At 72.5% G+C, this 20,099-nt stretch carries 18 protein-coding genes and 1 pseudogene; 5 read left to right on the forward strand and 14 right to left on the reverse strand.

Translation table 11 applies throughout. The features are described 5' to 3' along the window. Positions 1-158 precede the first annotated feature (158 nt). Both IE140_RS30225 and pdxR read right to left on the reverse strand, forming a co-directional pair. Positions 159-1,751 carry an alkaline phosphatase D family protein gene (locus IE140_RS30225; RefSeq protein ID WP_150193604.1) on the reverse strand — a complete coding sequence of 531 codons (1,593 nt, stop codon included), beginning with the start codon at positions 1,749-1,751 and terminating at the stop codon, positions 159-161. A gap of 190 nt (positions 1,752-1,941) precedes the next feature. After that, the gene (pdxR, locus tag IE140_RS30230; RefSeq protein ID WP_150193609.1) at positions 1,942-3,336 is read right to left on the reverse strand and encodes a MocR-like pyridoxine biosynthesis transcription factor PdxR; all 1,395 of its coding nucleotides are present in this window, start codon (positions 3,334-3,336) and stop codon (positions 1,942-1,944) included. Positions 3,337-3,539: 203 nt separating this feature from the next. On the opposite strand from pdxR, the pseudogene IE140_RS30235 reads away from it, so the two are divergent. After that, positions 3,540-4,382, forward strand: a pseudogene (locus IE140_RS30235) (DMT family transporter); the annotation flags it as partial. Positions 4,383-4,481: 99 nt separating this feature from the next. On the opposite strand, the gene IE140_RS30240 reads toward IE140_RS30235, so the two are convergent. After that, positions 4,482-5,312 carry an alpha/beta fold hydrolase gene (locus IE140_RS30240; protein ID WP_109177793.1) on the reverse strand — a complete coding sequence of 277 codons (831 nt, stop codon included), beginning with the start codon at positions 5,310-5,312 and terminating at the stop codon, positions 4,482-4,484. A gap of 122 nt (positions 5,313-5,434) precedes the next feature. Between IE140_RS30240 and IE140_RS30245 the strand changes: the two genes are divergently transcribed. Together IE140_RS30245 and IE140_RS30250 are read left to right on the forward strand one after the other, a co-directional pair. Beyond that, positions 5,435-6,319, forward strand: coding sequence for an RNA polymerase sigma-70 factor (locus IE140_RS30245; protein ID WP_109177792.1), 885 nt, complete (start codon positions 5,435-5,437; stop codon positions 6,317-6,319). 285 nt (positions 6,320-6,604) lie between these two features. Beyond that, a complete protein-coding gene (locus IE140_RS30250; protein WP_150193603.1) occupies positions 6,605-7,375 on the forward strand; it encodes a GntR family transcriptional regulator in 771 nt (256 codons plus the stop codon). Between the two features lie 106 nt (positions 7,376-7,481). Here IE140_RS30250 and IE140_RS30255 read toward each other — a convergent pair whose 3' ends face one another. From IE140_RS30255 to IE140_RS30265, 3 genes are all read right to left on the reverse strand, one after another. Then, on the reverse strand, positions 7,482-8,639 hold the full coding sequence (locus IE140_RS30255; protein WP_006122919.1) for an ROK family transcriptional regulator: 1,158 nt from the start codon (positions 8,637-8,639) through the stop codon (positions 7,482-7,484). A 101-nt stretch (positions 8,640-8,740) separates the two neighbouring features. Then, the gene (locus IE140_RS30260) at positions 8,741-9,391 is read right to left on the reverse strand and encodes a response regulator transcription factor (RefSeq protein ID WP_150193602.1); all 651 of its coding nucleotides are present in this window, start codon (positions 9,389-9,391) and stop codon (positions 8,741-8,743) included. Beyond that, positions 9,363-10,556: a sensor histidine kinase gene (locus tag IE140_RS30265; protein WP_150193601.1), complete on the reverse strand. Its 1,194-nt coding sequence runs from the start codon at positions 10,554-10,556 to the stop codon at positions 9,363-9,365. Before IE140_RS30265 ends, IE140_RS30260 begins: the two co-directional genes overlap by 29 nt. Positions 10,557-10,664: 108 nt before the next feature. Here IE140_RS30265 and IE140_RS30270 point away from each other — a divergent pair, with 108 nt between their 5' ends. Further along, entirely contained in the window at positions 10,665-11,597 is a 933-nt protein-coding gene (locus IE140_RS30270; protein WP_150193600.1) for an ABC transporter ATP-binding protein, read from the forward strand. 2 nt (positions 11,598-11,599) lie between these two features. Then, positions 11,600-12,337 carry an ABC transporter permease gene (locus tag IE140_RS30275; protein ID WP_189460876.1) on the forward strand — a complete coding sequence of 246 codons (738 nt, stop codon included), beginning with the start codon at positions 11,600-11,602 and terminating at the stop codon, positions 12,335-12,337. A gap of 105 nt (positions 12,338-12,442) precedes the next feature. On the opposite strand, the gene mug is transcribed toward IE140_RS30275, so the two are convergent. From mug to bioD, 8 genes are all read right to left on the reverse strand, one after another. After that, positions 12,443-13,030, reverse strand: coding sequence for a G/U mismatch-specific DNA glycosylase (mug, locus tag IE140_RS30280; protein WP_150193598.1), 588 nt, complete (start codon positions 13,028-13,030; stop codon positions 12,443-12,445). A 52-nt stretch (positions 13,031-13,082) separates the two neighbouring features. Next, on the reverse strand, positions 13,083-14,516 hold the full coding sequence (gene purB / locus IE140_RS30285; protein ID WP_078566783.1) for an adenylosuccinate lyase: 1,434 nt from the start codon (positions 14,514-14,516) through the stop codon (positions 13,083-13,085). Between the two features lie 144 nt (positions 14,517-14,660). After that, the gene (locus tag IE140_RS30290) at positions 14,661-15,509 is read right to left on the reverse strand and encodes an SGNH/GDSL hydrolase family protein (RefSeq protein ID WP_189460878.1); all 849 of its coding nucleotides are present in this window, start codon (positions 15,507-15,509) and stop codon (positions 14,661-14,663) included. Between the two features lie 55 nt (positions 15,510-15,564). Beyond that, complete coding sequence (locus IE140_RS30295; RefSeq protein WP_100564424.1) at positions 15,565-16,584, reverse strand: hemolysin family protein; 1,020 nt, start codon at positions 16,582-16,584, stop codon at positions 15,565-15,567. Further along, positions 16,581-17,918, reverse strand: a complete 1,338-nt coding sequence (locus IE140_RS30300) for a hemolysin family protein (protein WP_150193597.1) — start codon at positions 17,916-17,918, stop codon at positions 16,581-16,583. Before IE140_RS30300 ends, IE140_RS30295 begins: the two co-directional genes overlap by 4 nt. A 114-nt stretch (positions 17,919-18,032) precedes the next feature. After that, the gene (locus IE140_RS30305) at positions 18,033-18,473 is read right to left on the reverse strand and encodes a GNAT family N-acetyltransferase (RefSeq protein WP_109177787.1); all 441 of its coding nucleotides are present in this window, start codon (positions 18,471-18,473) and stop codon (positions 18,033-18,035) included. Positions 18,474-18,584: 111 nt separating this feature from the next. Next, positions 18,585-19,268 (reverse strand): class I SAM-dependent methyltransferase, encoded by a 684-nt coding sequence (locus IE140_RS30310; RefSeq protein ID WP_109177786.1) that lies wholly within the window; start codon positions 19,266-19,268, stop codon positions 18,585-18,587. Positions 19,269-19,398: 130 nt separating this feature from the next. After that, complete coding sequence (bioD, locus tag IE140_RS30315) at positions 19,399-20,097, reverse strand: dethiobiotin synthase (RefSeq protein ID WP_150193596.1); 699 nt, start codon at positions 20,095-20,097, stop codon at positions 19,399-19,401. Positions 20,098-20,099: the final 2 nt, after the last annotated feature.

The following is a 20,099-nucleotide window of genomic DNA, read 5'->3' on the forward strand; positions in this document are numbered from 1 at the left end:
GCCGAAGCCTCCGTTCGCCCGGAAGCCGCTCGTCAACGACCGCCGTTCACCGGTCGCTGATCACCGGCCGCCGTTCACCAGTCGCTGTTCACCGGCTGCCGTCCGCCGGTCGCTGTTCACTGGCCGCCGTTCACCGGCTGCCGTTCACCGGTCGCTGCTCACTGGCCGACGCGGCCCGGCCGGAGCACCTTCGTGAACAGGACCGCCCCGCCCTCGGCCCGCAGCCGCACCGTCAGCTCCGCACTGCCCCCGTCGATCTCCACCTCGCCGAAATACTGCGGCGACTCCATCGGCGAGACATTGGCCCGGTCGGGGGCGCGCACGAAGACCCGGTCGGGGCCGAACGTGGCGTCCAGCGCATTGGCAGGGAAACCGCCCGCGGCCAGCGGGCCCGACACGAACTCCCAGAACGGCGCGAAGTCCTTGAACGCCGCCCGCTCCGGCGCGTAGTGCTGGGCCGAGGTGTAGTGGACGTCGGCCGTCAGCCACACGGTGCCGGTGATCCTGCGGTGCTTGACGAAGCGGAGCAGCTCGGCGATCTGGAGCTCCCGGCCGAGCGGGGCCCCGGGGTCGCCCTGCGCCACGGCCTCGAAGTTCGTCGCACCGTCCGGGACCACCAGGCCGAGCGGCATGTCCGCGGCGATCACCTTCCATTCCGCCCGGGAGGCGGCGAGCGAGCGCTTCAGCCACCGCAACTGCTCGGCGCCGAGGATGCCCGTGGTGTCGTCGGGCTGCCGATTGGGGGAGTTGGCGTTGCGGTACGACCGCATGTCGAGCACGAACACGTCGAGCAGCGGCCCGTGGTGGACGACCCGGTACATCCGCGACCGGCGCCCGGAACCGTACGAGGGCGTGAGCGGCACGTACTCGTGGAAGGCCCGCACGGAGCGCGCCGCGAGGATGTCCACGTTCTTCTCGGTGTAGCGGGCGTCGTCGAGGATCTGGCCGGGGTACCAGTTGTTGCGCACCTCGTGGTCGTCCCACTGCACGACGGAGGGCACCTGCGCGTTGAAGCGGCGGACGTTGCGGTCGAGCAGGTTGTAGCGGAAGTTGCCCCGGTACTCGTCCAGCGTCTCGGCGACCTTCGCCTTCTCCTCGGTCATGACGTTGCGCCAGATCCGGCCGTCCGGCAGCGTCACGCTCTCCTCCAGCGGACCGTCCGCGTAGATGCTGTCGCCGCTGCACAGGAAGAAGTCCGGGTCCAGGCGGCGCATCTCCTCGTACACCCGGTAGCCGCCGATGTCCGGATTGATACCCCAGCCCTGCCCCGCGATATCGCCCGACCACAGGAAGCGCACCCCGGACCGGCGCCGGGCCGGAGCGGTGCGGAACGTCCCGTACACCGGATTTCCGGTACGGCGCGGATCGGCCGGATCGACGAGCGTCACGCGGTAGTGCACCTGCTCGCCCGGCGGCAGCCCGTACAGCGGCGTGGTCCCCGTGAAGTCCGTTCCGGGCCCGATCGACGGCCCGTGCCACCGGCGGGTCCGCCGGAACGATTCGGTCGCCGAGGTCTCCACCAGCATCCGGGCCGGCCGGTCCGAGCGCACCCACAGCAGCGCCGACGAGGAGGTGACGCCGCCCACCTGCACACCCCAGGACGCTTCGGGCCGCCCCGCCAGGTGCAGCGCGGGCGCCGCCGCGGCGGCCGCGGGCGGGAGGGCGAGGGCCGCCGGGGCGATCAGCGAACCGCGCAGGACGGCACGGCGACCGGGAGATGATGCGAGCGGACGGTGCGGACGGTGGGACATCGAAGCGCCTCCAGGGAGGTGGTCGGGCGGTGCACCGTACGTGGGAGGGCGCGGCCTCGCCCGGTACGGAGCCGGTCTGCGCCATGCCTAGTGCCCCGCGGCAGCCGGAGCCCGAACCCCGGATGAACGGCGCCCGTCAGCCGGAAACGGCGCATCCGACCGCTCAGCCGAGAACGGCCCGTCCGACCGCTCAGCCGGAATGAGTCCGTCCGGTCCGCCACGCCTCCGCCAGCGCCGCGACCCCCCGGGCGATGTCGCCCGGGGGGAGATGGGCGTACCCGAGAACGAGCGGCAGGGTGCCGTCCTCGGAGCCGGCCGTTCCGCAGTCGCGCAGCGGCCGCAGGGCGATGCCCGCCCCCGCCGCCCTCTCCAGGAGGACGTCCTCGGGGCCGTACCGCGCCGGTAGCCGGGCGATGATGTGCAGCCCCGCCGCGATGCCGCTGACCGCCGTGCCGGGGAAGTGCTCGCTGAGCGCGGCCACCATCGCGTCCCGCCGTTCCCGGTAGGCCCGCTGGCAGCGCCGCAACTGCCGGTCGTAGCCGCCGCGCACGATGAAATCGGCCAGGACGGCCTGGTCGACCACCGGGTTGCCCAGGTCCATCGTCCGCTTGCGGGCGACGATCCGCTCGGTGAGCGCGGCGGGCGCGATCAGCCAGCCGAGCCGCAGCCCGGGAGCGAGCGACTTGCTCACGGAGCCGGTGTACACGACCCGCTCGGGATCCAGCCCCTGCAAGGCGCCCACCGGGGCCCGGTCGTACCGGAAGTCCCCGTCGTAGTCGTCCTCCATGATCACGGCGTCCGCGTTCCGCGCCCAGCCGAGCAGTTCGCCGCGCCGCCGCGCGGAGTACCCGATTCCGGTGGGGAACTGGTGCGCGGGTGTGGTCACCACGGCGCGTACGCCGGAGCGCGCCAGGGGCGCGAGGGCGAGGCCCTCGTCGTCGAGGGGGAGCGGGACCGTGCCCAGACCGGTCGCCGCGAACAGCGAGGAGTGCTCGGGACTGCCTGGATCCTCCACCCCGACCGAGACCATGCCCTCGTCCCGGAGGACGAAGCCGAGCAGGGTCGTCGCCTGTGCCACCCCCGAGCAGACCACCAGCCGCTCCGGATCGGCCACCACACCCCGGCGCCGGGTGAGCAGTCCGGCCAGGGCCTCGCGCAGCTCCGGCAGCCCGCGCGGATCGGGGTAGCCCAGCGCGCCGTGCGGCAGTCGGCCCAACACCGTCCGCTGGGCGGCGGCCCACGCGCTGCGGGGGAAGAGCGACAGATCGGGGGTGCCGGGTCGGAAGTCCACGCGTGCGCCCGGCGCGCGCGGCGCACGGTCGCGTACGGGACGCTCCGCCGCGCGTACGCCCTCGCTCACCCAGGTGCCCGCACCCCGCCCGCTGCGCAGATAGCCCTCCGCGGTGAGCTGCTCGTACGCCTCGGTGACCAGACCGCGCGACACCCCCAGATCGGTGGCGAGTTCACGGCTGGAGGGCAGCCGCGTGCCGCCCGCGAGACGACCGGAGCGCACCGCGTCCTGGAGCGCGGACCGCAGCGCGCGCCCCCGCCCGCGCACCGGTGCGGCAGCGGCGGGAAGCAGCAACTCCCAGGCCGGAGAAAGGGATTCCGCCGACGGGCGGCGCGGATCGGCCCCCGGGCCGGACCTCCGGTCGTGGTCGGCGGCTCCGGAACCCGCCCCCGGCTCGGCTCCCGGAGCGGCCCCCGCCTCCGCCTCCGAATTGGTCCCCGAACTCGTCATGGAAGTGGACCTTAGACCGGTCCGTCGCCGACCCTAGCGTCGCCCCCATGAACGCAACCTCTCTGCGCGGGGCCCTCCTCGCGGCCCTCGCGTGTGTGCTGGTGGGGGCATCCTTCACGGCCAACAGCGTCCTCGGCGACTACCCGTTCGCGGGCGGCCAGGCGCTCCGCTACGGTCTCGCCGCGCTGCTGCTCATCCCGTTCCTGGGCCGCGATCCCCACTCCGCGACGGCCCGGCTGCGTCGCCTCACCCGCCGCCAGTGGGGGCGGATCTCCCTGCTCGCCGCCGTGGGCATGGTCGGGTTCAACCTGGCGGTCCTGACGGCCGAACAGACGGCGGAACCGGCTGTTCCGGGCGTCTTCGTGGGCTGTGCGCCGATCGTGGTCGGCGTACTCGTCCCGCTACTGGACGGCCGAGGCCCGTCCCGCGTCACGCTGTACGCGGCGGGCCTCGTCGCCGTCGGGGCGTTCACCGTCCAGGGTTGGGGGCGCACCGACCTGGCGGGCGTGCTGTTCTCGGTGGGCGCGCTGGCGGGCGAGGTCGGCTTCGCGGTCCTGGCCGTTCCGGTTCTGCGGCCGCTGGGCCCGAAACTCCTCTCCGCGACGGTCTGCGGAGTCGCGGCCGTCGAGTCGGCGCTCCTCGGTCTGCTGCTGGACGGCGGCTCGTTCCTGCGGGTCCCGACGGGCGGCGAGGTGACGGCCCTGCTGTGGCAGGCAGTCGTCGTCACCGTGATCGGATTCGTCTGCTGGTACAGCGGGATGCAGCGTATCGGGGCGGAGCGCGCCACGCTCTTCTCCGGGCTGATCCCGGTCTCCGCCGCCCTGACCGCCCCCGTGGTCGGAGCCGGGACGTACGGCCTTGCGCAGGGGGTGGGAAGCCTCCTGGTCGGCGTAGGTGTGGCGTACGGCTCCGGCGTCCTCGTCCTCGGGCGGCGCGGGACCTTGGGCGCACGGTCCGGGAGCCGTACGCCGGACGTCCCGCGCGACGGCTCAGCGGCTGGTGTCCAGGATGACGCGGGCCACCAGCGCCGGATCGTCGTTCATCGGGACGTGCCCGCAGCCGGGCAGCCGCACGAGACGGGCATCGGGGAGGACGCGCTTGGCGCGGATCCCCTGCCGGCGCAGCAGGATCCGGTCGCGGGTGCCCCAGGCGACGGTGACGGGGATGCCTTTCACGTCGTCGCCGAAGAGGGTGTCCCGGCCGACCTCCAGCGTCCGGTGGAAGCCGGTCGCCTCGCGCAGGGCGAGCGTCTCGGCGACGACGGCCTCCGGTGAACGCCTGCCGGGCCGGGCGTAGATGGTGCTGGTGAGGGCCGTCCGGCCCGCCGCGCTGCGCGACAGGCGCTCGATCAGTGGCACCGGCATGGCCAGCGCGCTCCGGCGCATCGTCCGCAGGGTGCCGAAGGCGTAGCGCCGTTCCGCCTCCGTCCAGAAGCCCGCCGGGGACAGCGCGGTCACCGACCGCACCACCTCGGTGCGGCCCAGCTCCAGCGCGAGCAGTCCGCCCAGCGAGTTCCCGGCCACATGGGGGCGATCCAGGCCGAGTTCGGCACAGAAGGCGCCGAGGACCGGGCCGACGGTCGCGAGATCGTAAGGAACTCCGTCCGGCAGCGCGGGCGAGGTGCCGAAGCCGGGCAGGTCGACGGCGATCACGTCACGCTCGGCGGCCAGGATCCGCGTCACCGGGTCCCAGGCCTGCAGGTGGTGGCCGATGCCGTGCAGGAGCAGCAACGGTTCGCCCGAGCCGGTCCGTTCGTACGCGACCGAGACCGGGCGGGGGCCGTCGGCCGTTGCGACGGTGAAGGAGACCGTGGTGGACATGTTGCTGCTCCCTGGAGTGGGTAGACATCTCGTCAACAACAATTACCGTCGGGTAGCTTGTAGTTCAAGAGGCCCGGCGATTCCGGCTGGACACCCGGTGGCCCGTGGGCTGGGATGGATCAATGACCGCCGACGTCGCGACCGAGATCTTCGAAGAGCACCGGCCCGTACTCACCGGGGTCGCCTACCGCATGCTCGGCCGCGTCGCCGACGCCGAGGACGTCGTCCAGGAAGCGTGGCTGCGGTGGGCGTCGGCGGGCCGCGGGGACGTCCGGGAGCCGCGGGCCTTTCTCGTACGGATCACCACCCGGCTGGCCATCGACCGGCTCAGACATCTTCAGTCGCGCCGGGAGACGTACCCGGGGCCCTGGCTGCCGGAGCCGGTGGTCACGGACTTCGGGCCCACCCTGCCCGACACCGCCGAACGCGCCGTCCTCGCCGACTCCGTCTCGCTCGCCGTGCTGGTCGTCCTCGAATCGCTCTCGCCGCTGGAGCGCGCGGTGTTCGTGCTCCGGGAGGCCTTCGGATTCCCGTACGCCGAGATCGCCACCGCCCTGGACCGCAGCGAGGCGGCCGTCCGGCAGCTCGCGGGCCGCGCCAGGCGGCATGTGGAGGAGCGCAAGCCGCGCTACGACGTGGACCCGGCCGAACGGCGCGACCTCACCGAACGCTTCCTGGCCGCCGCCTCCGGAGGCGGCATCGAGCAGCTGCTCGCGCTGCTCGCCCCGGATGTCCGGCTCGTCACCGACGGCGGCGGCAAGGCGAAGGCGGCGCTGCGGGTCATCGAGACCGCGGACAAGGTCGGCCGTTTCCTCCTCGCGGTGGCGGGCGAGGTCGATCCCGACGGGGAGGTCCGTGTCATGGAGCTCAACGGCGGACCCGCCGTGGTCTTCTTCGCCGGAGGGAAAGCCGACACCGTCTTTCAGATCGAAGTCAGCCAAGGTGTCATTCAATGCGCCTATATCATTCGTAATCCGGACAAGCTCTCCGGATTGCCCGTCGAATAGCCGCACGCGCCACGGGCCGCTTCGGTCCCCATCCGCCCCACCGGCCTGCCGCGTGCCTGGTCAGAGCCCCGCCGTCCATCGTGATGGCGGGGCTCTGTGCTGCGCTCGCCTCACGGCACCGCGAACGTCGTGTGAACGCTCTGCGCCAGAGTCCCGTTTCGTTCCGTTACGGAATAAGGATTGGTCTTGACCAAGGGGGTATGCCGTCCTAGGGTCTCCACTTAAGGCAGGAACCTTTAATAAATAACGTCGCGGAATTGGCGCCGGGCGATTGCGGAGGACAGGGTGGGGACCACGCAGCTGGAATCGGTACAGGAGCCGAAGTACTGGCACCTCAAGACCGTGCTCAGTGAGGCACTCGACTCGGACTTTGCGGTGGGGGAGATCCTGCCCAACGAGCGGGACCTCGCGGCACGGTTCGGTGTGGCGCGAGCCACGCTCCGGCAGGCCCTGGAGCAGCTCGAACTCGAAGGCAGACTGCAGCGCCGCCGCGGTGTCGGGACGACCGTAGCCCCGCCGCGCGTAGGCGTCGCCGTCTCCACCGACCAGCGGGAATGGGCGGACGGCGTCGGCAGCGAGGCCTGGCAGCCGCTCGACAGCACCATGGCCAAGGCCCCGGCGCCGGTGGCCGCGATGCTCGGAACGGACCCCGCCGATCCGGTGCACGTCGTGCGCCGGATCCGTAACACCCAGGGGCAGGCGGTGGCGGCGGAGTTGCTCTACGTCCCCGCCTCCTCGGTCCCCGACCTCTCCGCCATCGAGGCCCCGTCCGGCCCGGTCCGCGCCCGGAGCGTCCTACGCAAACTGCACCGGCTCGGCCTCCAGGGCCAGGACCGCTCCGTGGAGCTCGGCTCCGCGCGGGCGGATGACGCGAAGGAACTGGACCGGCTGCCCGGCGCCCCCGTCCTCGTCGTCACGACCCGCTACTTCACCGCGGACGGTACGGCGGCCGTCTCCGTGGCCACCTACCGCGCGGACACCTGCCGGCTCACCTTCGGGGACTCCGGTGCGCTGGAGATCAGCCACGACGAACAGTCGGAACGCCAGGCCTCCTGACGCCCCCGGCCGCGCTCGGCCCCACGCCCGCCGCGCTCACCGACGACTCCGGTCCTCGGGTGAGGGCGGCGGGCGTGCGTCGTTCCGGACCGCGTCCGCCGCACGGTCAGCGGCGGGCCGTCACGGCTCCCTCGACGGCGAACAGTTCCTCTTCGACGTGGTCCAGCGCCAGCCGCAGCGCCCCCGTCGCGACGGCGGCCTCTCCGAGCAGCGAGAGTGTCACCCGCGGCGGGCGCAGACAGTAACGGGCCAGCTCCTTGCGCAGCGGCTCCAGCACCCCGTCCAGTCCCGCGGCCCAGCCACCGACCACGACCAGCTCCGGGTCGAGCGCCAGCACCAGCGCCGCCACATCGTGCACCAGCCGCTGAAGGAACCGCTCGACCGCGGCCTGGGCCCCGGCGTCGCCCTCCTTGGCCTTGGCGAACACGACGGCCACCGCCTGCTCGTCCAGCGGGTCCAGCGGGGTGTCCGTCGTCGACAGCAGATGTTCCGGCGTCAGCTCCCTGCCCAGCAGGTGCAGGGCGCCGATCTCCCCGGCGGCCCCGCCGAACCCTCGGTGCAGCCGCCCGCCGATCAAGGAACCCGCACCGGGGCTCAGCCCCGCCAGGACGAAGACCACGTCGTCGGACTCGGTGGCCGCGCCCTTCCAGTGCTCCGCCACCGCGGCGGCGTTGGCATCGTTCTCGACGAGCACGGGGCAGCGGAACGAACGGCGCAGCCGCTCGCCGAGCGGGAGGCCGGTCCAGTCCGGCAACGCCGTACCCAGCCGCACGGTGCCGTCGGCCTCCACGATCCCGGGGCTGCCGACGCCGACCGCGCGCAGACTGCTCCGGGCCACTCCGGTGCGGCGCAGCACATCCGCGATGACGGCCCGGACCTGGTCGAGCCGGTCGTCCGCGCCCGCGGTCTCCGACACCACGCGGGAGCCCGCCCCGATGATCCGCCCGTCCAGCCCCGAGATGAGGGCCGAGACCCGGTGCGGGCCGATCTCCACACCGAGGAGGTGTCCCGCCTCGGCCCGGAAGCGGAACCTCCGGGCAGGGCGCCCCTGGCGTCGTGCCTCGCTCTCGTCGGGCACGGCCTCGACCACGAGACCCGCTTCGAAGAGCCCCTCGACGACCCCTTCGACCGTCGGCCGGGACAGCCCCGTGATCCGCGTCAGGTCCGTCAGCGTCGGCGCGCCGGCCCCCCTCAGGGCGTGCAGCACTACCGCGGAATTGATCCGCCGCAACAGCGACGGGTCCCCACCGGTCAGCCGGCCCACGGTATGTCCTCCCAGCTCGTGCGCATGTTCTGCCGGATCGTACTCGCTGGCCGGGACCCCTGCGACCAGCGAGGGAAGCCGGTATCGAGCCGCAACCCGGTTCACCCCGGAGCGACGAATCCGGACTCGTAGGCGGCGATGACCGCCTGCGTACGGTCCCGTGCCCCCAACTTCGCCAGGACCGAGCTGACATGGGACTTCACCGTCTGGATCCCGACGACGAGGTCGGCCGCGATCTCCGCGTTCGACATACCTCGGGCCATCAGCCGGAGCACCGCCGCCTCCCGGTCGGTGAGCGCGGCCCGGTCGAGGGCCTGCCGGGCCTTGTCCGTCCCGTACTCGGAGGCGAGCCGCCGGACCGCCACCGGGAACAGCAGTGATTCCCCCTCGGCCACCAGGCGTACGGCGTGCACGATCTCGGACGGCTTGGCCCGCTTCAGCAGGAAGCCGTCCGCCCCCGCCCGCAGCGCCTCGTACACGTACTCGTCGTTCTCGAACGTCGTCACCACCAGGATCTTCGGGGGATCCGGCACCGTCCGCAGCACCAGCCGGGTCGCCTCGATTCCATCCATCAGAGGCATCCGCACATCCATCGCCACCACATCGGGCCGCAACCGGTTCACCAGAGGGATCACCGCGGCGCCGTCCGCCGCCTCACCCACCACCTCGATATCGGGCTGGGCCTCCAACACGGCACGCAGACCGGCGCGTACCAGGGGCTCGTCATCGACCAGAAGAACGGTGAAGGGCATCCGACCAGCGTATGCCGTCCAGCGGGAGGCCCACACGCACCCGCCACTCACCCTCCCGCGACTCCATCCGCGCCTTCCCGCCCAGCAACGCGGCCCGCTCCCGGATCCCGCGCAGTCCACTGCCGCTCCCGGGCGGGCCGGTCGCCCCGGACATCGGATTGGTCACCTCCAGCTCCAGTCGGCCGTCGGCCACCGTGATGCTCACCCGGATGGGTACCGGCCCCGCGTGACGGAGCACATTGGTGAGGCTCTCCTGAAGAATCCGATACCCCTCCCGTGAAACCGGTGCCGGGACCAGGCCGAGATCCCCGGACACCCGCGTGACCACCTTCGCCCCGGAACTCGTCGCCGAGTCCAGCAGGCGCTTCGCCTCTGCCAGCGTCGGCCGCCGGCCCACGGGTGTGCCGGACTCACGCAGCACCCGCAGCACGCGCTCCAGGTCCTCCAGGGCGTCCCGCCCCGTCTCCTCGATGGCGGCCAGCGCCCGCTCGGTGAACGCCGGATCGTTCGCCGCCCGCGCCGCCCCGGCCTGCACCACCGCCACCGTCAGCGCATGGCCGATGGAGTCGTGCAGCTCGCGAGCGATGCGGTTGCGCTCCAGCAGCTCTTCGGTCAGCTCCTCCAGCACGCTCAGGCGGTCCGTCGGCGACGGACCGAGCAGCCGCCGGGCAGCCGCCGTGGTGAGCCGGCCCCCGAGCACCACCAGAACCAGCAGGGGAACGATCGGCAGCGGCGCGAGCAGCGCGTTCCACCAGTGCGGGCTCATCCCTTCGACCAGCCCCTCCGGAGCCCTGCCCGCCACCGACAGGACGAGCTCGATCGAGGTCACGGGCAGCCAGAGGGCCATGAGCGTCGCTGCCGATATCAGGAGCCGGATCTCCAGCCAGAGCACGGTCCGCCAACGCTCGGCCCAACTGGCCGCGGGCGCCACCGCGATGGAGGCATCAGGCTGTCCGCGCTCGGACGGAGTCAGCAGCAACTGAGCCTGCAGGCCTTCCTGGAGCCGCATCGCGGGAACGAGACCCACCGGTACCGCGAAGAGCGCGAGCATCCAGTACATGTCGGAGATGAAGAACCACACGCTGCACGCGGCGGCCGGAATGAGCATGTGCAACCAGCGGCTGTAAGTGACGGCGCTGGCCAGCGGGGTGAGGATGCGGTGCATGTCCTCATCGTCCCAGCGGGCCGGACGCAACGGCTCCCCCGTGAGAGGGAGACGGTCCCCGCTGACGGGGGAAGCGGGGCGCCCGGCGCACCGGCCAGGCTTGCGGACATGACCAGCATCGACGTCCACGAGCTCACCAAGGAGTACGGAGCCACCCGTGCGGTGGACCGCCTCAGCTTTCGCGTGCGACCGGGCCGGGTCACCGGATTCCTCGGACCCAACGGCGCCGGCAAGTCCACGACCATGCGAGTCGTTCTCGGCCTGGACCGGCCGACCGGCGGCTCGGCCACGATCGGCGGGCGGCCCTACGCCCGGCAGACCGAACCACTGCGCACGGTCGGTGCCCTGCTCGACGCCCAGGCCGCCCACGGCTCACGCACACCGCGCAGCCACTTGTCGTCACTCGCCGCCAGCAACGGCATACCGATGTCGCGGGTGCGGACCGTGCTGGAGGAGACCGGCCTCGGCGACGTGGGTGCGCGCCGGATCAAGTCCTTCTCCCTCGGTATGCGTCAGCGTCTCGGTCTTGCGGCCGCCCTGCTCGGCGACCCGCAGGTGGTCATGCTCGACGAGCCGTCGAACGGGCTGGACCCCGAAGGCATCATCTGGATCCGCGAGCTCATGAAGCGGCTTGCCCGCGAGGGCCGGACGGTGCTGGTCTCCAGCCACCTCATGAACGAGACCGCCTCCTTCGCCGACCACCTGGTGGTGCTCGGCCGGGGCCGCCTGCTCGTCGACATGCCGATGAAGGACTTCCTCGACTCCCGAAGCCGCCCGCGCGTACGCCTGAGAACGGCCGAGCCGCGCCGGCTCCACTCGGCGCTGGCCTCAAAAGGCCTGACCGGGATACAGGCCGAAGACGGCCGCTGGGTGATTGACGGCGTCACGGCGGAAGCGATCGGCGCGATCGCCGCCCACGAACGCATCCACCTGCTCGAACTGGCCGATGAGCGCGCCACATTGGAACAGGCGTATCTCGACCTCACGGCGGACGACACCCCGTTCGCCGCATCGACCACCCGTGACCGCCAGGAGACGTGACCATGACCTTGACGGCAGTGCTCCACTCCGAGTGGATCAAGATCAGGTCGATACGGTCGATCTACGGCTCCCTCATCGCCGTCCTCGCCACCACCCTCATCATCACCGTGCTCGTCCTCGGGACCGTAGGCCAGGAGCAGGCGGAACAGGCCGGAGCCGATGCCGTCCTCAACGCCTTCTTCGCTCTGAGCTTCGGCCAGATCGCGGCCGTCGTCTTCGGTGCGACCGCGGTCTCCTCGGAGTTCCTCAACGGAGCCCTGCGCGTATCCCTCGCCGCGGTTCCACGCCGCTCCCTCTTCTACGCGGCGAAGATGACGGCGATCGGCGGAGCGGTTCTCGTCGTCGGGCTCGTGACCACCTTCACGACGTTCCTGGTCGGTCAGCTTTTCCTGGGGGAGCACGCGATCGGTCTGGGGCACCCCGGTGTGCTGCGTGCCGCCCTGGGCGGGGGGATCCATCTCGCGTTGATGGCCCTGCTCGCTGCAGGCCTCGCGACGCTCCTGCGCAGCGCGATCGCGGTGCTCAGCCTGCTCGTACCGCTTCTTCTGATCGTCCCCTTCGTGCTGGTGGACGTCGCCACCGCAGTGTTGCGGTATCTGCCCGACCGTGCGGGGCAGGCGGTGTTGCACCAGAACCCGGTGGACGGACCGGGACCGTGGAGCGGCTTGGCGGTGACCGCCCTATGGGCAGCGGCAGCGCTTCTGGCGGGCTGGTGGGCGGTCCGCAACCGGGACGCGTGAGGCCCGGGAGAGCGCCCGTCCGAGGACGGAGCCGGGAGCCGGCGACAGCTGAAGACCGGAGCCCGGGGCCCGACCCAGTGGAGTCGGCCGGGACGGGGAGGGGGCTCAGTCGGCCGCGGCGGGGGTGATGTCAGGTGCAGGCAGGCCGGCCGGGGAGCGGTCGGTCACGGCCTCCCGGAGCCGGGCGTACTCCTCGGCCATGGTCTGCACCGTCCAGTGGGCGTTGAGGCCGCTGGGGTTGGGGAGAGCCCACACACGGGCGCCGCCGATCGTGCGGACCTGGGGGCCGATACGGGCCCGGGGCTCGCCGAAGGCCGTGCGGTAGGCCGTGATGCCGACCACCGCGAGCCACTGCGGGGCGAGCCGCTCCACCTTGGCCGTCAGGGCGGCCCCGCCCTGGCGGAACTCCTCCGCGTCCAGCTCGTCCGCCCGGGCCGTGGCCCGCGCCACCACGTTGGTGATCCCGAGCCCGAGGCCGAGCAGTTCGCCCTGCTCCGCCGGACGCAACCGCCGCGGAGTGAAACCGGAACGGTGCAGGACCGGCCAGAACCGGTTCCCCGGGTGGGCGAAGTGGTGGCCCGTCACCGCGGTCGTCAGGCTCGGGTTGATACCGCAGAAGAGCACGCGCAGACCGTCCGCGGCCACATCGGGGACGATGCGGCCACGGGCGGCGTTCAGCTCTTCGGGCGTCATGCGACCTCGGAAGTCGTACGGCCTCGGGGCCGTACCGTGACGGCGGTGCCGGTCAGAGGATCGAGCCGGGGGTGTAGCCCGCGGCCTCGGGGTGCTGCTTGGCGATCTCCTCGATCCGGGCGACCAGCGACGTCACCTGGTCACCGGCTGCGCCCGTGAACGAGAGCTTGTCGGCCATCAGCTCGTCCAACTGCGCGCGGTCCAGCGGGATCCGCTCGTCCGCGGCGAGCTTGTCGAGCAGCTCGTTGCGCTCGGCGCCCTGCTCCCGCATCGCGAGGGCGGAGGCGACCGCGTTCTCCTTGATCGCCTCGTGCGCCAGCTCACGGCCGACCCCGGCCCGTACGGCGCCCATCAGGACCTTGGTGGTGGCCAGGAAGGGGAGGTAGCGGTCCAGCTCGCGCGCCACGACCGCGGGGAACGCGCCGAACTCGTCCAGCACCGTCAGGAAGGTCTCCAGGAGACCGTCGAACGCGAAGAACGCGTCCGGGAGCGCCACCCGGCGGACCACGGAGCAGGACACGTCGCCCTCGTTCCACTGGTCGCCCGCCAGCTCACCCGTCATCGAGGCGTAGCCGCGCAGGATCACCATCAGGCCGTTGACCCGCTCGCAGGAGCGCGTGTTCATCTTGTGCGGCATCGCGGACGAGCCGACCTGGCCGGGCTTGAAGCCCTCGGTCACCAGCTCGTGGCCCGCCATCAGCCGGATGGTCTTCGCCACCGAGGAGGGCGCCGCGGCCAGCTGCACCAGGGCGGTGACCACGTCGTAGTCGAGCGACCGGGGGTAGACCTGGCCGACCGAGGTGAACGCCTCGGCGAAGCCGAGGTGCCCGGCGATGCGCTGCTCCAGCTCGGCGAGCTTGCCCGCGTCGCCGCCGAGCAGGTCCAGCATGTCCTGGGCCGTGCCGACCGGGCCCTTGATCCCGCGCAGCGGGTAGCGGGAGAGCAGGTCCTCCAGGCGGCCGTGGGCGACGAGCAGCTCGTCCGCTGCGGTCGCGAAGCGCTTGCCCAGCGTCGTCGCCTGCGCGGCGACATTGTGGGAGCGTCCGGCGATCACCAGCTCGCGGTACTCCGCGGCGAGCTTGCCGAGCCGGGCCAGCACGGCCACGGTACGGTCGCGCATCAGCTCCAGCGAGAGGCGGATCTGCAGCTGCTCGACGTTCTCCGTCAGGTCCCGGGAGGTCATGCCCTTGTGGACCTGCTCATGACCGGCGAGGGCGTTGAACTCCTCGATCCGGGCCTTCACGTCATGCCGGGTGACCTTCTCGCGCTCGGCGATGGAGGCCAGGTCCACCTGGTCCAGGACCCGCTCGTAGTCGGCGAGCGCCGCGTCGGGCACCTCGATCCCGAGGTCCTTCTGAGCGCGCAGCACCGCCAGCCACAGCTGACGCTCCAGCTTCACCTTCTGCTCGGGGGACCAGAGGACGGCCAGCTCCGCGGAGGCGTAGCGGCCGGCCAGGACATTGGGGATGCGAGGCTTCGCAGACACGGCGTTCACGTGAACGGATTCTACTGGCGATTCGTGCAGGCCAGCGCCGCGCCCCCGTTTGTGCCTTGCTACGAAGGAGGGGCGGCCGCGCACGACGGAGGGCCGGCTACGAGGGAGGGGCGGCCGCGCACGACGGAGGGCCGGCTACGAGGGAGGGGGGGAGGCGGCGCGCCGCCACCCCGTCACCGGGCCCGGGGTCCCGTCGTCCGCGGGCGTGATCCAGAAAGCCTTGCCCGTCGTCGCGTCGAACTGGGCGCCTGAGCGTCCGTCGCCGGAGGAGCGGCCGGTGAGCCGCCGCCCGATCCACGGGGCCAGGTGCTGCCGGGCGAAGCGGATGTCCTCCGCTCGCCGGGCCGCCCAGCGCGGCGGTGCGGTCGCGGGCATCCGCGTACGCCAGTCCAGCTCGGCCGGCAGCCCCAGCGTCTGCCAGACGGCCTCGGCGACGCGCCGGTGGCCCTCGGCAGTGAGGTGGAGCCGGTCGACGTCCCACATCCGGGGGTCGGCGATCGAGGGCGCGGAGTAGAGGTCCACCACCACGGCGCCGTGCTGCCCCGCCAGATCGTCGATCAGGGCGAACAACGCCTCCACCCGGGGGCGGAACCGGTCGAACACCGGACCGCTGCGCCCGGGGCTGCGCATCAGCACCAGCTGCTTGCAGGTCGGCGCGAGACGCTCCACGGCCTCTTCGAGCCGGCCCCTGACCATCCCCATGTCGCACTTCGGGCGCAACGTGTCGTTGAGCCCGCCGACGAGCGTGACCACATCGGCCCGGAGCTCCGCCGCCGCCTCCACCTGCTCGTCGACGATCTGGCCGATGAGCTTCCCGCGTACGGCGAGATTGGCGTACCGGAAACCGGGGGACCGGGCCGCGAGCCGGGCGGCGAGGACGTCCGCCCAGCCCCGGTACGTACCGTCGGCGAGCAGGTCGGACATGCCCTCGGTGAACGAGTCGCCGACCGCGACGAGACTGGTGTAGGAGGCATTCAATTCCATGGCCCGATGAGCGTACCGGTCGGTAGGTCGGTAGGCCAGTCGGTCGGCCGGCAGGTCAGCGGGACCCCGGCCGTCCGACGAGTTCGCGCAGTACGTCCTCCATCGTGACCATGCCCGCCAGCCGCCCGTCCTCGTCGAGCACCGCTGCCAGATGGGTTCGGCTGCGGCGCAGCGCGGTCAACGCGTCGTCCAGTGGGGTCGCCGTCCGGACCCGGGCGATCGGCCGCATCGCCGACACCGGGAAGGGCACGTCGCGGGGCGTCGCGTCCAGGGCGTCCTTCACATGGAGGTAGCCGAGGATGCGCTGCTCGCGGTCCATCACCGGGAAGCGGGAGAACCCGGACTCCGACGAGAGCCGCTCCAGCTCCTCCGGAGTCGTGCCGACCCGGGCGTACAGCACCCGGTCGACCGGCATCACCACATCCCGCACCGGCCGGCGACCCAGCTCCAGAGCATGGTGGAGACGCTGCGCGGAACGGTCGTCGACCAGTCCGGCGTCCCCCGCGTCCTGCACCATCCGGGCCAGTTCGTCGTCCGAGAACGTCGCGGAGACCTCGTCCTTCGTCTCCACCCGCAACAGCTTGAGCAGGGCGTTGGCGAACGCGTTGATGGCGAAGATCACCGGCCGCAGGGCCCGGGCCATCGCGACCAGCGGCGGCCCCAGGAGCAGGGCGCTCCGGGCCGGTTCGGCCAGCGCGATGTTCTTCGGGACCATCTCGCCCAGCAGCATGTGCAGATACGTCGCCACGCCCAGGGCGATGACGAACGACAGCGGATGCACCAGACCGTGCGGCACCCCGACCGCGTCGAAGACCGGCTCCAGCAGATGCGCGATGGCCGGTTCGGCGACGATGCCCAGCACCAGGGTGCAGAGCGTGATGCCGAGCTGGGCGGCGGCGAGCAGCGCGGAGACGTGCTCCAGGCCCCAGATGACACTGCGGGCCCGCCGGTTCCCGGCCTCGGCCTCCGGTTCGATCTGGCTGCGGCGCACCGAGATCAGGGCGAATTCGGCGCCCACGAAGAAGGCGTTGGCCACCAGGGTCAGCAGGCCGATGAAGAGCTGGAGAACGATCACCGTTCGTCCTCCTTCCGGTCCTCGGACCCCGGCAGCGGGGCGTGCAGCAGGGCTCGCGCGGCCCGGCGGCCCGACGCGTCCACCACGTCGATCCGCCAGCCCGCCAGCTCGACGCTGTCGTCCGCCGTCGGGATCCGCCCGAGCTCGGCGGCGATCAGCCCCGCGAGGGTCTCGTAGGGGCCCTCCGGCACCCGCAGACCGATCCTGCGGAGCTGGTCGGTGCGGGCCGCCCCGTCCGCCGACCACAGGGTGCGGCCGTCGGCGTCCTCACCCGCGGCGGCCAGATCGGGCGTCTCGTGCGGATCGTGCTCGTCGCGGACCTCGCCGACGACCTCCTCCACGATGTCCTCCAGCGTCGCGACCCCGGCCGTCCCGCCGTACTCGTCGATCACCACGGCCATGGCGAGCTTCCCGGACAAGCGGTCCAGCAGCTTGTCCACGGTGAGCGTCTCCGGTACGAGCAGGGGCTCGCGCAGCAGCTCCGAGACGCGGGTCCGGGGCCGCCGGTCGGCGGGGATCGCCAGGACGTCCTTGATGTGGGCCACGCCGACCACGGTGTCCAGGCTGCCCCGGTAGACGGGGAAGCGGGACAACCCGGTCGCCCGCGTGGCGTTGGCGACGTCCTCGGCCGTCGCGTGCAGCTCCAGCGCCGTCACCTGGACCCGCGGGGTCATCACGTTCTCCGCCGTCAGCTCCGAGAGGTTCAGGGTGCGGACGAACAGCTCGGCCGTGTCCGCCTCCAGCGCGCCCTCCTTCGCGGAGTGCCGGGCCAGCGCCACCAGCTCCTGCGGACTGCGGGCGGAGGCCAGCTCCTCGGTCGGCTCCAGCCCGAAGCGGCGCACGATCCGGTTGGCGGTGTTGTTCAGGTGGCTGATGAAGGGCCGGAACACCGCGGTGAAGCCCCGTTGCGGTGTGGCCACCGCCTTGGCCACGGCCAGCGGGGAGGAGATCGCCCAGTTCTTCGGGACCAGCTCGCCGACCACCATCAGAACCACCGTCGACAGCGCCGTGCCGATGACGAGCGCCAGGGTGGAAGCGGCGGCGGGGTGCAGCCCCGCCGCCTCGACGGGGCCGCGGATCAGCTTGGCGATGGACGGCTCGGAGAGCATGCCGATCACCAGGTTGGTGACGGTGATCCCGAGCTGGGCCCCCGAGAGCTGGAACGTGAGACTCCGGACGGCCTTCAGAGCGCTCGCGGCACCCCGCTCGCCCCGCTCGACAGCCCGTTCGAGTTCGCTGCGCTCCACCGTGGTCAGGGAGAACTCCGCCGCGACGAACGCGCCGCAGGCGACGCAGAGCAGCAGGGCGACGAGCAACAGAAGCACTTCGGTCATCGGTTCACCTCCGTCCCATGATCGGGCAGGGGCGGGGGGACCGCGCGGTGTCGGAGGTGTCGGAGGAGCATGTCATCGTAGGCGTCTGCCCGGCGTCGGCCCCCTCCTACCGCGTCAGTTCGTCAGGTGCTTCACCCAGCGGCTCCACTGCGGCTCGGGCGCATACCCCGCCGCGCGCCACGCGTGGTGGGCGGAGGCGTTGCGATCGAGGACCATGGCGTCGGCGCGCCGCCCACCCAGCGCGGTGAACCGTTCCTCCGCCGCCGCGAGGAGGGCGCTCCCCACACCCCGGCGCCGCTGGTCCGGGTGGACCGCGAGGCGGTAGAGATGGCACCGCCAGCCGTCGAACCCCGCGATGACGGTGCCGACCAGCGTCCCGTCCCGCTCGGCCAGGATCAACGCCTCGGGGTCCCGTTCCACCAGGCGGGCGACACCGTCCCCGTCGTCGCTGATGCTGGTGCCCTCGGCGGCCGTCTTCCAGAAGGCGAGGACCTCGTCCAGGTCGGCCGGGGCCGCGGACCGTATCGACAGCGAAAGATCGTTCATGCCGGCCATCCCACCATCCGCCGCGCCGGGGCGTCGATCGCATTCCGCAGGGTGGTCGCACACTCCCCCTGCCGGGAAGCCCGGCCCCGGGGTGAAGAGGCCCCCGCAGTCCCAGCAGCCTCAGCCCCCGTCCTCCGTGAACGGTTTGCGGGCCACGCCCAGGACACAGGGCGACGAGGGCGCCTGGAGGCCCGACTCCGGAATGCGCAGCCTGCGGTACGTGCCCAGTTCGAAGCCCGCCGCCTCGATCGCGGCCAGCGGATCCCGGGCCGTGTGACAGCCGCCGAACAGCAGCGGCCACAGGGTCCCATCGGCCACCCGCTGTGCCGTCGCCAGCGCCCGCCCCGGAGCCAGACCGTGCTCGAAGAACCGCAGTTCGCCGCCCGGCCGCAGGACCCGCTTGATCTCGGCGAGCGCCCGGGGCAGGTCCCGTACGGTGCACAGGACCAGGGACGCCACCGCCCCGTCGAACGCCTCGCTCTTGACCGGCAGCGCCTCGGCCGCCCCCGGCACCACGTCCACCGGCACCTCGGCGCGCAGGGCGGCCCGGACCGCGAGCTGCCGCAGCGAGCGTTCCGGCTCCAGTGCCACGACCTCCGAGACGGCGCCGGGGTAGTGGGCGAAGTTCAGCCCGTTTCCCGCACCGACCTCGATGACCCGGCCGGAGAGCCCCGACAGCAGCTCCTCGCGGTACGCGGCGACGCCGCCCCGCAGATCGGCGGCCACGCTGAAGCGGGCGTAGAAGCGGGCGAAGAGCGGATGATGCACGGCGTCCCGGGGGAGCTTCCTGCTGCGCAACTGCATGACGGACCTCCGTTACGGAGCGGGCGTGAGGCTCCTGGGGCCGGTCCGGCCGGACCGGCCCTGGAAGAATTCTCCCCGGATCGCCTCCGGATAGCCCCCGGACCGCCCGGGACGCCCCAACCCCCGGGCCTCAGCCACGGGCCGGAGTCCAGCTCCCGCCCAGCTCCGGCGCGAGCCACCGCGCCGCGCCCGCCGCGAAGTCCGCGCCCGGCAGCGCACCCGCGCCCGCCGGTACCGCGCCCAGCAACGGCGCACCGGCCGCCACCGGCAGGTCCTCGATGTTGCACCGGGACGCGAGGTCCGGCTCCGCCGGCATGCTGCCGATCACCACACCCCGGCAGCCGAGGCCCCGGTTCCGCAGCGCCTCGGCCGTCAACGCGGTCGCGTTCAGAGTGCCCAGCCCCGCGGGGGCCACCATCAGCACCGGAGCGGACAGCAGCCGGGCCGCGTCCGCGACGGTGGAGCCCTCGTCGTCGAACCGCACGAGCAGCCCGCCCGCACCCTCCACCAGCACCAGGTCGTGCTCGGTGGAGAGCTTCTCCGCCGCCTCGGCGACCTCGAACGGCCGCACCGGGGCGAGACCCGCCCGCCGGGCGGCCGTGGCCGGGGCCAACGGCTCCGGGAACCGGGCCAGTTCGACCGCCGTCACATGGCTTCCCGCCAGGCGCGCGACCTCGGCCGCATCCCCCGGCTCGCCGGGGGCGAGCCCCGTCTGCGCGGGCTTGAGCACCGCGACCCGGCGGTCCCGCGCGGCGGCAGCCACCGCGGCGGTGACCACGGTCTTGCCGATCTCCGTGCCCGTACCGGACACCACCAGAATCGTCGACATGT

It is taken from the genome of Streptomyces parvus (genome assembly GCF_014648875.1).
Taxonomy (GTDB): domain Bacteria; phylum Actinomycetota; class Actinomycetes; order Streptomycetales; family Streptomycetaceae; genus Streptomyces; species Streptomyces parvus.

Bases quoted from the DNA above. Each gene is read 5' to 3' on its own strand.
- IE140_RS30225 (WP_150193604.1), bottom strand. From the start codon at position 1,751: ATGTCCCACCGTCCGCACCGTCCGCTCGCATCATCTCCCGGTCGCCGT.
- IE140_RS30240 (WP_109177793.1), bottom strand. From the start codon at position 5,312: ATGTCCACCACGGTCTCCTTCACCGTCGCAACGGCCGACGGCCCCCGC.
- IE140_RS30245 (WP_109177792.1), top strand. From the start codon at position 5,435: ATGACCGCCGACGTCGCGACCGAGATCTTCGAAGAGCACCGGCCCGTA.
- IE140_RS30260 (WP_150193602.1), bottom strand. From the start codon at position 9,391: ATGCCCTTCACCGTTCTTCTGGTCGATGACGAGCCCCTGGTACGCGCC.
- IE140_RS30265 (WP_150193601.1), bottom strand. From the start codon at position 10,556: ATGCACCGCATCCTCACCCCGCTGGCCAGCGCCGTCACTTACAGCCGC.
- IE140_RS30270 (WP_150193600.1), top strand. From the start codon at position 10,665: ATGACCAGCATCGACGTCCACGAGCTCACCAAGGAGTACGGAGCCACC.
- IE140_RS30275 (WP_189460876.1), top strand. From the start codon at position 11,600: ATGACCTTGACGGCAGTGCTCCACTCCGAGTGGATCAAGATCAGGTCG.
- mug (WP_150193598.1), bottom strand. From the start codon at position 13,030: ATGACGCCCGAAGAGCTGAACGCCGCCCGTGGCCGCATCGTCCCCGAT.
- IE140_RS30290 (WP_189460878.1), bottom strand. From the start codon at position 15,509: ATGGAATTGAATGCCTCCTACACCAGTCTCGTCGCGGTCGGCGACTCG.
- IE140_RS30300 (WP_150193597.1), bottom strand. From the start codon at position 17,918: ATGACCGAAGTGCTTCTGTTGCTCGTCGCCCTGCTGCTCTGCGTCGCC.
- IE140_RS30305 (WP_109177787.1), bottom strand. From the start codon at position 18,473: ATGGCCGGCATGAACGATCTTTCGCTGTCGATACGGTCCGCGGCCCCG.
- IE140_RS30310 (WP_109177786.1), bottom strand. From the start codon at position 19,268: ATGCAGTTGCGCAGCAGGAAGCTCCCCCGGGACGCCGTGCATCATCCG.
- bioD (WP_150193596.1), bottom strand. From the start codon at position 20,097: ATGTCGACGATTCTGGTGGTGTCCGGTACGGGCACGGAGATCGGCAAG.